Annotated in this window: 14 protein-coding genes; 8 read left to right on the top strand and 6 right to left on the bottom strand. The window is 56.1% G+C overall.

Annotated features, from left to right (window positions below; all coding sequences use genetic code 11):
* Positions 1–175 precede the first annotated feature (175 nt).
* The 3 genes from V1599_RS08115 (at position 176) to fimZ (ending at position 3,058) form a co-directional block, all read left to right on the top strand.
* Entirely contained in the window at positions 176–874 is a 699-nt protein-coding gene (locus V1599_RS08115) for an EAL domain-containing protein (RefSeq protein ID WP_395301311.1), read from the top strand.
* Between the two features lie 24 nt (positions 875–898).
* On the top strand, positions 899–1,615 hold the full coding sequence (locus tag V1599_RS08110) for a DNA-binding response regulator (RefSeq protein WP_297119518.1): 717 nt from the start codon (positions 899–901) through the stop codon (positions 1,613–1,615).
* Between the two features lie 810 nt (positions 1,616–2,425).
* Positions 2,426–3,058, top strand: a complete 633-nt coding sequence (fimZ, locus tag V1599_RS08105) for a fimbria biosynthesis transcriptional regulator FimZ (protein ID WP_112011372.1) — start codon at positions 2,426–2,428, stop codon at positions 3,056–3,058.
* A gap of 51 nt (positions 3,059–3,109) precedes the next feature.
* Here fimZ and sfmF read toward each other — a convergent pair whose 3' ends face one another.
* From sfmF to fimA, 6 genes are all read right to left on the bottom strand, one after another.
* Positions 3,110–3,631, bottom strand: coding sequence for a fimbria assembly protein (sfmF, locus tag V1599_RS08100; protein WP_297119523.1), 522 nt, complete (start codon positions 3,629–3,631; stop codon positions 3,110–3,112).
* Between the two features lie 9 nt (positions 3,632–3,640).
* On the bottom strand, positions 3,641–4,654 hold the full coding sequence (gene fimH, locus V1599_RS08095; protein ID WP_395301564.1) for a type 1 fimbria D-mannose specific adhesin FimH: 1,014 nt from the start codon (positions 4,652–4,654) through the stop codon (positions 3,641–3,643).
* A gap of 7 nt (positions 4,655–4,661) precedes the next feature.
* Positions 4,662–7,226: a fimbrial biogenesis usher protein gene (locus tag V1599_RS08090; protein WP_395301310.1), complete on the bottom strand. Its 2,565-nt coding sequence runs from the start codon at positions 7,224–7,226 to the stop codon at positions 4,662–4,664.
* 14 nt (positions 7,227–7,240) lie between these two features.
* A complete protein-coding gene (gene fimC / locus V1599_RS08085; protein WP_395301563.1) occupies positions 7,241–7,933 on the bottom strand; it encodes a type 1 fimbria chaperone FimC in 693 nt (230 codons plus the stop codon).
* Positions 7,934–7,976: 43 nt separating this feature from the next.
* Positions 7,977–8,522, bottom strand: coding sequence for a type 1 fimbrial protein subunit FimI (gene fimI / locus V1599_RS08080; protein ID WP_112011381.1), 546 nt, complete (start codon positions 8,520–8,522; stop codon positions 7,977–7,979).
* Between the two features lie 67 nt (positions 8,523–8,589).
* A complete protein-coding gene (fimA, locus tag V1599_RS08075) occupies positions 8,590–9,153 on the bottom strand; it encodes a type 1 fimbrial major subunit FimA (protein ID WP_297119528.1) in 564 nt (187 codons plus the stop codon).
* Between the two features lie 307 nt (positions 9,154–9,460).
* On the opposite strand from fimA, the gene folD reads away from it, so the two are divergent.
* From folD to V1599_RS08050, 5 genes are all read left to right on the top strand, one after another.
* Complete coding sequence (gene folD, locus V1599_RS08070; RefSeq protein WP_112011366.1) at positions 9,461–10,327, top strand: bifunctional methylenetetrahydrofolate dehydrogenase/methenyltetrahydrofolate cyclohydrolase FolD; 867 nt, start codon at positions 9,461–9,463, stop codon at positions 10,325–10,327.
* Between the two features lies 1 nt (position 10,328).
* Positions 10,329–10,541 (top strand): ribosome-associated protein YbcJ, encoded by a 213-nt coding sequence (gene ybcJ / locus V1599_RS08065; protein ID WP_010428256.1) that lies wholly within the window; start codon positions 10,329–10,331, stop codon positions 10,539–10,541.
* Positions 10,542–10,823: 282 nt separating this feature from the next.
* Positions 10,824–12,323, top strand: a complete 1,500-nt coding sequence (locus tag V1599_RS08060; protein WP_112011365.1) for a PTS transporter subunit EIIC — start codon at positions 10,824–10,826, stop codon at positions 12,321–12,323.
* An 84-nt stretch (positions 12,324–12,407) separates the two neighbouring features.
* On the top strand, positions 12,408–13,424 hold the full coding sequence (gene malI / locus V1599_RS08055; RefSeq protein ID WP_395301309.1) for a Mal regulon transcriptional regulator MalI: 1,017 nt from the start codon (positions 12,408–12,410) through the stop codon (positions 13,422–13,424).
* 73 nt (positions 13,425–13,497) lie between these two features.
* Positions 13,498–14,025, top strand: a complete 528-nt coding sequence (locus V1599_RS08050; RefSeq protein WP_395301308.1) for a metal-dependent hydrolase — start codon at positions 13,498–13,500, stop codon at positions 14,023–14,025.
* The last annotated feature ends 21 nt before the right edge of the window (positions 14,026–14,046 follow it).

The following is a 14,046-nucleotide window of genomic DNA, read 5'->3' as shown; positions in this document are numbered from 1 at the left end:
AGGGCTAGCTGATTGTAAATCCGGCTGTTTTTTCAACATTTCCCTCTCTTTTTGCCGCCAGGACGACGGGTGCGAAAAAGCCTGGTCACATTTAAGTAACGCCCGCTACTCTCTTTTACATCACCCCGTCACACTCTGCTGAGGCAATCTCTACGGCAGACAACAGGACAACGGAGTGACCGCGCTAAATCTGACATCCACCTCTTCCCGCTTGCAGCAACTCTCTCACGACATCACCGGAATCAAGCTTGAACCCATCGTCGCCCTCGCCTCATCGCGGCGCGTTGGGGTCGAAGTTCTGAGCGTGTTATCTCCACGTCAGCAAAGTGAACGCTTTTTTCGCAATCGCTCGGCCGAACAGTCGCTTATTCTGCTGGAGATTCAGCTTGCCGCGCTGCAAAGCGCGTTTGAACGCCACAACCTTTTTGTCAATTTGCCGATAACGGTGTTTAGCGAGGGCGACAATTTTCAGCGGATGCTTGCGCTAAATGCGCCTCCGCTAAACGTTGAGATTGTCGATCCGAATGCCTTTTTTGATCTCCCTGCCCCGCGCCAGCGTGACGTAATCCGCCGCTTAAGGTGGCTACGTCGTCGGGGGCATCAGGTTTGGCTTGATGACCTTGACGAAGCCACGGTGCAACCTTTTCTATCCCAAAGGCTACCGTTAAGCGGGATCAAGATCGATAAGCTGGCATTCTGGCGGTTGCGCGGCACGCCCGCGCTGACAAAGCTGGTTACGCTCTGTACACATATTGCCGGGCATGTCCTCATTGAAGGTATTGAGACAGAGAAAGATTATGCCTGCGCGCTGCGGGCTGGCGCGGGATTAGGCCAGGGATTTTACTGGCCATCCTGGACATGGCCGGAGGAATAAGCGGTCATCGCCGAGAGGGAAGCCATGCGAATGACAGTACGCCGTTACAGGCGGCGTCGAACGGGAAGTGATTCACTGGGATTTACACATTCGCCTTTTGCTCCTCCTTTTTTCGATCGCCTTGAATTTTTGAGCCAGTCTATCAACCAGACTCGCAAAACGGATTCACCTTTTGTCATCCTGGTCACTCAGGATAACTTCCTTCGCGCCGGGCTTTTGCAGGGGCAATCTCCACTGAGCAATTGCTGTGATTACACCACGCTGGATTCGGCGCTGCTCGCCCTCAACCACTGGCCGTCAGCGCGCCTTGTTGTGGACATCGACGGGCGCACCAGCCCGATGCTCGATCTTCTGGACAGGCTCAGGCGCCACAGCCTGTACCCGCCCTTTATCATGCCGAATCTGTTGATTCGCGCCGACGACTACGATGCGCGACTCTTTTGCAAAGCCGCGGGCCCGTTTCACGTGCTTGAGCGCCAGCTCACGGCAGAAACACTGCAGCAGACGCTTATGGATGCCCAGCCGCTTCAGCCGAGTCAAGCGGAGTGGTTTTCACGAAAGGAGTGGCCTATTTTACAGGAGCTGGCGCGCGGCCGATCCTTGCGCCAAATTGCGCTCCTGCACAACCGTCCCTATAACCGCATTATTTATCGTCTTAGCTGTATTCTGACGAAGCTTGGGCTGAACCATCGGCAGGAGCTACTGCATCTTCTCAATAACCTCTCAGACTTCACGCTTTAACTCGCGTACTAACCCCTTCATTCCTAAAGACCTTTAAGAAATTACTTATCAACAATGTTTCTTTTTTGTTTAATTTTAACATTGCATTAAAGATTGCAACTATTCCTAATTTATTCGACGCATCACTTATTAATGCTAAAAAATGACGTTATGTTAGCGCATTATTTCATTTTTGATGCAGCGCAAATTATCCGCGTAAAGATATATTTTCTTTAAAAACAGCCATCTTGACCGGCTACAAGCCTCAGGAGGAACCAAACCAATCAGCATATCCTGCTGTTCGTTTCAGGAGCACAGCCGGGGAGCGCTGAGGCTTTCAACTGACGGCGTGGCGCATGCGGAAGGAATATTTCCGCTTTCAGGAAGAACACGAGACCGAGAAATGCAGCACCAATTCGTTAACAATTGATCAACATATAGAGGGATGTTTTATTTTTTGTTATTACATAAAGACGAAAAATTGTGTTAATTCGAATACCAGGATAATTCACCTAAATTTAAAAACATAGTTCTTAATATCCAGAATATAATATACAACAAGGGTTCGAAATTAATTTACAGTCTTTTCGGAGAAAGCTTAAACGGTATAATAAGACGTGTTTCAAACATTAATAAGAAAAACTCTTTTGCCTTTTATAGCCAAATGATACAACCGCGCTAAGGCATTGTTTTCATCACTACGTTAAGAAGGATGCTTACGTTCTTTCCAGGGAAATACTACCGTATAAGGATCTGCACAATTATCCTTCCGGCTTTTCGAGAGTTTTACAAAACTCAACATAACGCTTTCAACAATCTGAGGCATAAAAAATGAAACCGGCATCCGTTATCATTATGGACGAACACCCTATCGTCAGAATGTCGATAGAAGTCCTGCTACAGAAAAATAAAAACATCATCGTCAAGCTTAAGTCTGGCGATAGTCACGAAGTGCTCGACTGTATACGTAACCACCCCATCGATTTAGTGATCCTTGATATCGAACTGGCAGGGACCGATGGATTCGCTTTACTTAAGAGAATCAGGAACTTAAATAAAGACATTAAGGTATTGTTCCTTTCATCAAAATCCGAAGCCTTTTATGCCGGACGCGCTATTCGCGCCGGGGCAAATGGTTTTGTCAGCAAGCGTAAAGATTTAGGTGAGATCTACAATGCGGTTGAAATGATATTGAACGGTTATTCTTTCTTTCCCTCCGAAACGCTGAGTTTTATAAATCATCTCGGCTCGCGAACGGGAGCGGCGGTGGATATGCCGCTGTCTAATCGGGAAGTGACGGTTCTGCGCTATCTGGCGAATGGATTATCGAATAAGGAGATTGCTGAACAACTATTATTAAGCAATAAAACGATTAGCGCGCACAAATCCAATATCTATTCAAAACTCGGCGTGCAGAGCATCGTGGAATTAATTGATTACGCCAAGGCGCACGAGCTGCTATAACCTGAAATCACTCCCTGCAACTTATGTGAGTTGCAGGGAGTGCGGTTAGGGCTAATTATAATTAATCATAAAGGTTGCATCGGCATCCGCCCGCCCCGGTTGAGGATTATCCGCAGTGGCAATATAGTTAGCGTAAAACGACAGTTCCGCATTTCCCAGCGCATCCACCGCTACCTCCTGGCTCGCCTGCTGCAGCGCCAGCCGCGTTTTATCACGATCGCGGATCTCTACCGCAACGTTGCTGGCCGCGCCGGCGTCATTTAACGCCAGCAGGCTGTTATCGCTTCCTGCCGGTTTCCCCGAGAAGGTGATCGAGGCGGACCCTGGCGGACAGCCGGTCAGCTTTAGCGTAAACGGCACCGCCTGAGTGCGGCTGCCTGCGGTTTTGATTTGCTTCGTCGGCCAGGTGCCCAGCTGCACCGTCTTGTCGCTATCGCTGCCCTCTGCGACGCAGGTGAAATCGACGATGTTGCCGTACAGCTGGATGTTAATTTCGCCCAGCGCGTTGTTCGCCTCGGCGCTGGCATGAAGCATCAGCAGCGCTGCTGCCGCATATCGGGTTACGTTCCGCATCGCGCCTCCTTAATCGTAATCCACGCGCAGATAGCCGCGCGAAGTAAAGCGGCCTTCCGCCGGCTTATTACCCGTTACGCTCACCGGCCAGGCGCGGATGCCTACCTGCGCCTGCGCGCTGTCGTCCAGGCGGAACGGAATTTTGCTGCTCAGGCTGTTAGGCGTTAACGGCGTACCGTTGCTGTTAGCAACGATAAACCCGACGTCCTTGTTGTCCGACACCAGCATGTTGCCGTTCACGCTGCCGCTATCTGCCTCAATGCGCATCGTCAGGTAGGCGTTTGCCTCCACGTTGGTGCATTTGATGGCGATGGTTTTACTCTGCGGCGAGACCTTTTGCGGTCGATTGCCCGCCCCTGCCTGGCTGAACAACGATGCGCCGATGTCGCCGAAGTCAAACTCGACGATTTGCCCGGCGTTGATGGCGCAGCTTTGTGGCACCTGGATCGTGCCGCTATAGCTGATGGTATAGACCGGCGTGCCGTTGATGGGGTCCGACGATGAGGTGGTGACGTACACGCGGAACATCGTCTCGCGCGGGATCTCCACCATGTTAATAAACCGTCGCGTCACCCTGAGCCGAAACACCAGGTTGGAGTCCTTAACCCCAAACGGCTTATTCTTAGAGACGTTCGGGTGGCTGCCCATCTGAATGTAATTTTGCGGGGGATAAAAAACGCCGGCGTAGCTGTCCGTGATCTTCATCGCGCCGTCGAGGTAATCATTCAGCTTGAGGTACTTATAGCCATCAATCGTTGACGTCACCGGAAAGCTCGTCACGTAGCTGCGCTTGGTCGTGTTGCCCGACGTGCCTTTTGGACAGACGGCGTTTACGCCTACCCACTGCGATTTCTCGCTAAGGGTCACAATCTGGCCGATCTGGTTGTTGGAACTGTTAAATTTATCGGTCAGATCGTAGAAAATATCGGTGGCCACACCGTTCTCATTCACGCAGACGGTGGCCAGGGCGTGCGTCACCGGGAGGCTCACCAGCGCCATTGCCAGCAGCGCCCGGCGCGTAATTTGATGATTAATCACATGTAATCTCCTGTTGCGTGATCGCCTGCTGCAGGCTCTCTTCCGGCAGGCTGTAGGACGCCCGGCACTGCATGCTTGCACCATTGCCCCATTGAATGAGCAACTGCCCCTTAAGCGGCAGCCCGCTCAGGTAAATCTGACCGTCATCGCCCACCATGCTGGTCACGCCGCTTTGGGTTTCACGCACCACGGCACCAAACGGCACCGGCTGACCGCCGCGCCTGACCGTCATCAGCGCGCGAACGCCGATGCGGGTGTCAAAGCTGGCGCGAACCAGCGCGCCGCTGGTCGGGACGACGCTCGATACGTTATTTTCAATGTCGGTACTGTTGTTCATTGAGTTGACGTCCAGCGCAATGCGGTTGTAGCGGTAAACGGTGGCGTATGGCATTACCGCATAGCCGCGCCAGTCCGTTTTCACGCCGGTCTGGTTCTCCACGCTCACGCCATTCGCGCCCGGGGCTTTGATCAGGACGTTGGTATCGCCAAGCGGCTGGCTGAAGGTCACGCCGTCCGCATGCCCGACCACGCCGCCGGAAGCCTGCCAGTTGACGTCGTGCTGGTTGCGCGCGTAGTTATACCCGACGCCCAGCGTGCCGTAGGTCGCCTGCCAGTTGGCGCTGGCGCTTCCGCTGGCACCGTTATTGCTGGTGTGCCCCTGCGTAACGCTGTAGTTCAGGTTGCGACCGTCGAGCAGCGTGCCGCTGACCCCGGTCTGCCAGCTGGTATCGCCATCGCTGTTGCGGCTTGCCGACGCCGTGGCGTAAGCCCTGTCGATAGCGCTATTGCGACGATAGCCGTGGCCGGTAAAGAGGCTGAGCGGTACGGAGACGTTGAACGATGCGATCCGGTCGGTGCCTTCAATGCCAACCGCCTTGTTCCAGGACCAGGAAACGGAGTAGTTAATCCCGTTCATGCCGCCCGCGTAGCCGAGCTGATACCAGACGTTGGTCTGATCCGTTCCCCAGTAGGTTTGCTCGCTGCCGGAAACGTAGAGCGAGCCGTAATCCCCCAGCGACTGAGAAATATTCAGCTGGAAGCGCCCTTTCTTATTCCACGTCAGGTTGTGATAGCTCTGCACGTCCGGGACGCCGTCGTTGTCCTTTCCGTCGCCGTACTGATAGCCCTCCATCGAGCGCCACGCGACGTCATCCAGGGTGTAAAAGCCCCTCGTGGAGTAGCGATAGCCGAGAAGCTGGAAGTTAGTGCCGAATCCGTTGAGCGATTTTGCATACAGGAAGCGCAAGGACTGCCCCTCGTGGCGGCTGTCGTCAGCCAGCTGGCTGCGCGCGTGGGTGATATCCAGCGATATGGCGCCCCAGTCGCCCAGGTTCTTCCCGGCGCCGACGGCCAGCGCGGTGTAGCGCGAGGCCAGCTGCGTGCCGCCGTACAGCGTGTAGCCGTTGGCGAGGCCCGCGATCAGCGTGCCCTGGGAGAAGAACGGCGTATCCTGCTCGCTGTTGCCGCTGCGGTAGTCCCCCGCCACCAGGTCGTACTTCCAGCGCCCTTCGCGCTGGAGCAAAGGGACGGTGGAATACGGCACGGTATAGCGCTGGCTGCTGCCGTCCTTTTCCTCAACCGTCACCTCAAGGTCACCGCTCGAGGACGTCGGGTTCAGGTCCGTAATGGCGAACGCCCCGGCCTGAACGTAGCTCTGATAGATGACGTAACCGTTCTGGCGGATAACCACTTTTGCCGGGGTGCGGGCGATCCCGCGAACGGTAGGGGCGTAGCCCTGCAGGCTGTCGGGATACATGCTGTCGGAGGAGTAAAGCCGCCCGCCGCGAAAGCCGACGCTGTCAAACACGTCGTTGCCGGTATTGCTGTCGCCGAGCACCAGCTCGCTTTTCAGCGGGATCACGGTGCGCTGTGCCCAGGTGCCAATGTTTTCCCAGCTGCTGTGCCGCTCGCCGTTGCTCTGCGAATAGCGCCAGGCGCCGTTATTGCGCAACCGCCACGGACCGTAGTTCAGGCCGCTTTGCAGGTTGAGGTAGTAGCTGTCGTCATCGCTTCCCCGGTTGCCGGTGAAGCTGTAGTTCAGCAGCGCGGCGGGGATACCCTCATCCCACTGCTCGGGCGGAATATAGCCGCGCGCGCTGTTTTCCATTGCCACCTGAGGCAGGCTGACGTCAAGGCGCAGGGAGGCGAAGTTAAACGCCACTTCGCTGCCGGGAATGGCGGTCGTCAGCGGAACGCAGGTGTCGCCCTGAAAGTTTGCCAGCTCGGGAAATGCGGCAATGTTCACGCCGAACCTGTCGAGCATTTTGCGCGTCACGCAGGCCGCCAGCCCTCCCGCCACGGGCGGCGTGGTGCCGGTCGCCTGTTCAAAACGCACGTCCTGCGTCCCGATGAACTCATCGTTACGCCAGATATCGACGCGATAGACGCCCGGCGCCTGCTGGTGCCCCTGTTCAAAACGCGACAAATCCGCCACGTTCGCGGTATCGTCGGAGAGAAACGCCGGGTTAAAGTAGCTTTCGCCCCAGCCGACGTGCGGCCAGAGCGTGCTCATCAGCGCCAGCGCAACCGGGCAGTATCGCCATTGGTGATTTGTCATCGCCCTGACTCTGCTCACAGGTTGACGCTGCGCGCCGGGGTAATGGCACCGTAATCATTCACGCTCTGCCACGAGAGCGTGCCGCTCGCGCCGGCAGGAATCACCTGCTGCGTGCTGCTTTTCGGTGCCACCATCAGGTTGTTCAGGGTCTGGCCGCCCATTTTCAGGTTAACCAGCGTGACGTAGTACGGTGAGGCATTGCTGACCTTAAGATGGTTGCCCACGCGCTCAAAGCGCAGGTGCGACAGCGCCTCTTCCGGCTGCATCGCCAGCTTGCCGGGGCGTACAAACAGCTTAATGCGCGACAGAATCGCCAGCTGGAGCACGTTATTGCCGTCCTGGGCGGCTTTACTCACGGACGGAATGGCCTTCACGTTCATAAAGAACAGCGATTCGCGGTCGGCGGGCAGGGCCGGACCGGCATAAATAATGCGCAGCGTATTCTCGCTGTCCGGTTCGCTGACGAACAGCGGCGGCGTGACGGCAAAAGTTTTTTCTTTTTGTCCGTTCGCATTTTCAATCCAGGCGTTAATTAAATAACGCTCTTGTTTATTACTGTTAGTAATAGCCAGCGACGTCTGCTTCGCGTCTGCCGGATAAATAACGCGCGTAGCGCCCAGCGCAATCCCGCCCGATGCATTTGCGCAGGTGGAAACCATCATCAAAATAAATGAAAAAATCAGTCCTGGTTTAATTAGGGAGTTCATCACAACAATACCTTTAATAATGTGTTTGCAGGCGTAGAAGGCGTTATGGATAAATCAACGTAAACCAGACGTCTGACTGAATACGGCCTGGCACGAGGTGTTCGGAAATAGCGCGATAGCGGGCGCTAAAATGAAAGGCAAGCTCGCGGGTATCGATGGGCAAAAAGCTGACGGCCGCCGCGTTGGGAATGATCTGGCGCTGCTGTTCGTCAAATAGCGCTAGCCCCACGCCGCTGCTGACGGGCGTTTCACCGGGTCGCGATGTTGCCAGAAACACCTGAGGATCTTCCACCGGAGTGTCCCCCTGAAACTGAATGCCTACGGTGCGAGAGACGTCCACGCTGCAGTCGAGTAAGCGCACGGTAAACGGCACGTTGACCGTAGAAAAGCTGCCCACGCCGGAAAAGGAGTTGGTGCGATATTGCCCCATATCAATGCGCATATTCAGGCTGTCAGGCGCCACCGCGCAGCCGCCGTTGACCAACTCTCCTCGGAGGTACACCTTCCCGCCGTCGATTACCACGGTGTGTGCGCATGCCTGATGTACCATCGCAAGCGTTAACAGCAGCAGTGTTCCGATCCTTGTCATCATATTCTCAGCGTTAACGTATGACGGGCCTCATCCCTGAGGCCGAAACATCCCTGTAAAAAAGGTCTTACTCGTACTTCATCACGAAGGTCGCGTCGGCGTTGGCCTGACCCGGAGTCGTGGTTGCCGCGGTCGCTTTATAGCGCGCGCTGAAGTTCAGGGTGTTGGTGCCCTGAATCAGCGTTTTCGCCGCGGAGAAGGTCGCGCCGTCCGGCGTCAGCGTGGTGGATTTGCTGTCGAGGATCTCGATACCCACGCCTTTCGCGCTGTTGTCGTTGTTGCCGGAGGTGACGGCCAGCAGGGTTTTATCGGTTGCGTCGATTTGACCGGTGAACGCCACGGATGCGGTTGTTGCAACGGTAGGGTCGCAATCGTTCAGCACGATTTTGAATGGAATATTCGACGTGGTGTCGCCCACTTTCGTAAATTTCGCCGTACGATATTGACCCAGGTTAACGGTCTGCTCGGAAGATTCAGTATTTACTGAACATGCGGCATTCACTAATTCACCTGTAAAATGCACAGTACCGCCATTAACGGAAACCGGCGTTTTTGGATCTTCTGCGTGAGCGGCACCCGCGACCAGGGCCAAAGTTGCAATAACAGTCGTAGCAATGTTGCTGAGTTTCATGTCTATTCCTTTAAAATATAAATAACCCTTCCCGTGCTCGCCGGGAATAAAGAAATACATTCAATTGTGTAATTGAAAGCTTATTTCGGAGCAGATAAAGTAGCGCAGGAAGTGATATTTAAATATGTCAAAACGCTGCGATTTCGCCAGGACACATCCTAATCCGGCCTCGGAAATTGACCCTGTAGTCACCAGGGGTTACCGTCAAGCGTCGAAATCTCGCAAAGGATGACTGACAGCGGCGCTGGCTTCTGACAAAATATAGCCATCCCCCCTTTTAAACGTTACAGACGGAATCCTCTCTCTGATGGCAGCAAAAATTATTGACGGTAAAACGATTGCGCAGCAGGTGCGCTCTGAGGTCGCGGAAAAAGTGAAGGCGCGTACAGCGGCCGGAAAACGCGCCCCGGGGCTGGCGGTTGTGCTGGTAGGCAGTAACCCCGCTTCGCAGATTTATGTCGGCAGCAAGCGCAAAGCGTGCGAAGAGGTGGGCTTCGTCTCCCGCTCTTACGATTTGCCGGAAACCACCAGCGAAGCCGAACTGCTGGAACTGATCGACACCCTGAACGCCGATAAAGAGATCGACGGAATTTTGGTCCAGCTGCCGCTGCCTGCAGGCATCGACAACGTGAAGGTGCTTGAGCGCATCGCGCCGGACAAAGACGTGGACGGGTTCCATCCGTATAACGTGGGCCGCCTGTGCCAGCGCGCGCCGCGCCTGCGCCCGTGCACCCCGCGCGGCATCGTTACCCTCCTCGAGCGTTACAACATCGATACCTACGGCCTGAACGCCGTGGTGATCGGCGCGTCGAATATCGTGGGCCGTCCGATGAGCATGGAGCTGCTGCTGGCCGGCTGCACCACCACCGTGACCCACCGCTTCACCAAGAACCTGCGCCACCACGTCGAAAACGCCGATCTGCTGATCGTCGCGGTCGGCAAGCCGGGCTTTATACCGGGCGAGTGGATTAAAGAAGGCGCGATTGTTGTGGACGTTGGCATCAACCGTCTTGAAAACGGCAAAGTGGTCGGCGACGTGGTGTTCGAAGATGCCGCCGCGCGCGCGTCATACATTACCCCGGTACCGGGCGGCGTAGGCCCGATGACCGTAGCCACATTAATTCAGAATACCTTGCAGGCCTGCGAGGAGTATCACGACGTAGAGGACGCGTAAGATGGCAACATTTTCATTAGGTAAACACCCGCACGTAGAGCTGTGCGATCTGCTGAAGCTGGAAGGCTGGAGCGAAAGCGGCGCACAGGCGAAAATCGTGATTGCCGACGGGCGCGTTAAGGTCGACGGCGCGGTGGAAACCCGCAAGCGCTGCAAGATCGTTGCGGGCCAGACCGTGAGCTTTGAAGGTCAGAGCGTGACGGTTACGGCCTGAGCCCCTCACCCTAACCCTCTCCCCAAAGGGGAGAGGGAACAGTCCGAACGCCGTTTGTAGGCCGGGTAAGGCGAAGCTGCCACCCGGCAATACCCTGCCAATCCCCCACATCCATTCAGGTTAATTATCGATCAACTTCAAATAATCACTATTTCATCTGATGAAAGGTTAAAATTGTGTTGCGCGAAATTCAGGCTTTCCTCACGATAAGTAGAACGTTCTACTAAAACGTTCGACTTACAATAACAGCGCCTAAAAAAGCGCTACTCGGGGGAAATCAGCATGAGTCTGATATCAGGGTTTGTGAAATCGCTGTCTAAGTTATCGATGATTGGCCGCGCCTTAATGCTGCCAATTTCACTGCTTCCCGCTGCGGGGCTGCTGCTGGCCTTTGGCGATAAGTTCCACCTGCCGCTGATGATGAACGCGGGCGGGGTTATTTTTGATAACCTGCCGATGCTGTTCGCCATCGGTTCTGCCGTCGGCCTGGCGTCGGAATCCGGCATCGCGGCGCTCTCCGCGGCGGTGTCGGTGTTTGTGACCAATATTACCATCAGCACCGTGCTCAGCATCACGCCGGAAATGGCGTCCCAGGGCGGAAAATACGCGATGGTCGTTGGCATCCCGACGCTGCAGATGGGCGTCTTCGGCGGGCTTATCTGCGGTATTCTCGCGGCCTGGTGCTATAACCGCTTCCACACCATGCAGCTGCCGGAGTTTCTCGGCTTCTTCTCCGGCAAGCGCTTTGTGGCGATTGCGACGGCGTTTCTGTCGTTCCTGCTCGGGCTGCTGCTGCCGTACGTCTGGCAGCACATCCAGTCCGGCATCGACGCGCTCTCCGTTGTCGTCAACGGGGATAATCAGGCGGCCTCAACCTTTATCTTCGGGCTGGTGGAGCGCGCGCTGATCCCGCTCGGCCTGCACCACATCTGGTATCCGTCGTTCTGGTATTCGTTCGGGGATTACACCACCCAGGCGGGCCAGGTGATCCACGGCGACCAGACCATCTGGTTCAAGATGCTGGAAGAAGGCGTTAAGTCCTTCAGCAGCGACACCTACCAGAACGCCGGTAAGTTCATGCAGGGCGAGTTCCCGCTGATGCTGTTCGCGCTGCCCGCCGCGTGCCTCGCGATGTATCACGAAGCCCACACGAAGAATAAAAAGATTGCTGCCGGTATTCTGTTCTCCGCCGCGCTCACCTGTTTCCTGACGGGGATCACCGAGCCGGTCGAGTTCACCTTCATCTTCGTGGCGCCCATCCTGTACGTCTTTAACGCCGTGATGGCGGGCCTGGCCTACATGACCATGTACCTGATGCATGCGCATATCGCCAAGTCCTTCTCCGCGGGCTTTATCGACTACCTGTCGTTCGGCATCCTGCCGTCGTTCAACGGCTATCAGACCAACTTCCTCAATGCCATTATCATCGGCATTCCGATGGCGCTGATTTACTACTTCACCTTCCGCTTCGTGATCCGCCGCTTCGACGTCAAAACGCCGGGTCGTACCGAAGTGACCGCCAGCGCCGACGATAAAACCGATACCGAAATCGCCACCGAGATTATCGGCCTGCTGGGCGGCGCGCAGAACATCGACTCCGTCGGTTCCTGCATTACCCGCCTGCGTCTGGAAGTGGCGAAGAGCGATGCGGTAGACAAAGACGGCCTGAACGGGCTCGGCGCGCGCGGCGTGGTCTTCGTCGGTGACACCGGCATTCAGGTGATTTTCGGTGCCAGAGCACAGTTTATCGCCCAGACCATGTCCACGATGATCGGCAAATAATAAGATGCCGGGACGACACGTCTCCTGTACGCTGGGAGACGTTGTCTTATCTGGCTGATAATCAGTGAATTTCAGGGAGCGGTTTTGAAGAAAGTCAGCATCATTGATGTGGCAAAGCACGCGGGCGTGTCGGTCTCTACCGTCTCGCTGGTGCTGCGCCAGAAGGGGAAAATCTCTGAGGCCACCATCGGCAAGGTCAATGATGCCATCACGACGCTGGGCTACGTGCACAACGTGGCCGCCGCAAACCTTCGCGCCAACACCTCTAACCTGATCGGCCTGATCCTGCGTGATTTCAGCGACAGCTTTTCCATCAAGGTGATGGCGAGCATCGTTCAGGAGCTGGAAAAACAGGGATATATGGTATTCCTCGGCCAGCCGCTGAACGACGGCGAGCACCTTGAGCGCTGCCTGCTCTCCTTCAAGCAGCAGGGCGTGGCGGGCGTAATTTATCTGGCCTCGGACACCCGCACCTCGGCGCTGCCGGAGCAGATCCGCCAGTGTCCGCTGCCGCTGGTCGCGGTTTCGCAGTCGCTGCTTGATGAGAAATGCAACCTGGTGATGCGCGACAACCGCCAGGCGGCAAACCTGGCCGCGCGCTACCTGATCGAGCGCGGGCACCGCAACATCGCCTACATCGGCGGGCGCGAGGGCTGCCTGATCCGCGAGCAGCGCCTGCTCGGCTTTCGCAGCGCGATGACGCAAAACGGCCTGATCTGGCGCGACGACTATTCCCCCGCCTGCAGCGATGACACGATGGCCGCCGGCTTCGCCACCCGCCATCTGCTGGAAAAGAACAACACCATTACCGCCCTGCTCTGCCATTCGCCGGACGCGATAATTGGTTCTCTCTCGGGTATTCATCAGGTGGGGCGTACCGTGGGGAAAGACGTATTTTTAACCCAGCAGGTCGCGCTGGTGGGCTTTGAGGATATGCTGCACGTTAACCTGACTTCGCCGTCGTTTACCTACGTCTCCTCCGCCAGCGAAGAGACCGGGCGTCAGGCCGCCGGGCTGATGATCCGCAGGCTGAAAGAGCCGGATCTACAAACCCAGCGCATTACCCTGTCCGGGCAGCTTATCACGCGCGAGTCGGCGTAAATTCAGAATTCGGCGCAGGTTTGCTGGGGCGAATTCGCTGCTATATTTCCATGATTTGCCGGGAATAATTGCAATGCCTACCGTTATCACTCACGCCGCTGTACCTCTTTGCCTGGGCTTAGGCCTGGGAACTAAAGTCATCCCTCCCCGCCTGCTGTTTGCCGGCGTCATGCTCGCGATGCTGCCGGACGCCGACGTGCTGGCGTTTAAATTCGGCGTCGCCTACGGAAATATTTTCGGCCATCGCGGTTTTACCCACTCCCTGCTGTTCGCCTTTGTGGTGCCGATACTCTGCGTGCTGATTGGCCGACGATGGTTCAGGGCCAGCCTGACGCGGTGCTGGCTGTTTTTAACCGTCTCGCTGCTGTCGCACAGCCTGCTGGATTCGATCACCACGGGCGGGAAAGGCGTCGGCTGGCTGTGGCCGTGGTCGGATGAACGGTTCTTCGCGCCGTGGCAGGTGATCAAGGTCGCGCCGTTTGCGCTGTCGCGCTACGCTACGCCGTACGGGCATCAGGTAATTATCTCGGAACTGCAGTGGGTGTGGCTACCGGGGGTAGTGCTGATGGGGTTGCTGTGGTGGAGAAAACGCGCGCGCTGATGCCCTCACCCCGGCCCTCTC

It is taken from the genome of Enterobacter sp. ECC-175 (assembly GCF_043968675.1).
Lineage (GTDB): Bacteria > Pseudomonadota > Gammaproteobacteria > Enterobacterales > Enterobacteriaceae > Enterobacter.
This window is presented reverse-complemented; position numbering and strand designations above follow the sequence as displayed.

Coding starts and splice junctions, on each gene's coding strand:
- V1599_RS08110 (WP_297119518.1), top strand. CDS start 899: ATGCGAATGACAGTACGCCGTTACAGGCGGCGTCGAACGGGAAGTGAT.
- fimZ (WP_112011372.1), top strand. CDS start 2,426: ATGAAACCGGCATCCGTTATCATTATGGACGAACACCCTATCGTCAGA.
- sfmF (WP_297119523.1), bottom strand. CDS start 3,631: ATGCGGAACGTAACCCGATATGCGGCAGCAGCGCTGCTGATGCTTCAT.
- V1599_RS08090 (WP_395301310.1), bottom strand. CDS start 7,226: ATGACAAATCACCAATGGCGATACTGCCCGGTTGCGCTGGCGCTGATG.
- fimC (WP_395301563.1), bottom strand. CDS start 7,933: ATGAACTCCCTAATTAAACCAGGACTGATTTTTTCATTTATTTTGATG.
- fimI (WP_112011381.1), bottom strand. CDS start 8,522: ATGACAAGGATCGGAACACTGCTGCTGTTAACGCTTGCGATGGTACAT.
- fimA (WP_297119528.1), bottom strand. CDS start 9,153: ATGAAACTCAGCAACATTGCTACGACTGTTATTGCAACTTTGGCCCTG.
- folD (WP_112011366.1), top strand. CDS start 9,461: ATGGCAGCAAAAATTATTGACGGTAAAACGATTGCGCAGCAGGTGCGC.
- ybcJ (WP_010428256.1), top strand. CDS start 10,329: ATGGCAACATTTTCATTAGGTAAACACCCGCACGTAGAGCTGTGCGAT.
- V1599_RS08060 (WP_112011365.1), top strand. CDS start 10,824: ATGAGTCTGATATCAGGGTTTGTGAAATCGCTGTCTAAGTTATCGATG.
- V1599_RS08050 (WP_395301308.1), top strand. CDS start 13,498: ATGCCTACCGTTATCACTCACGCCGCTGTACCTCTTTGCCTGGGCTTA.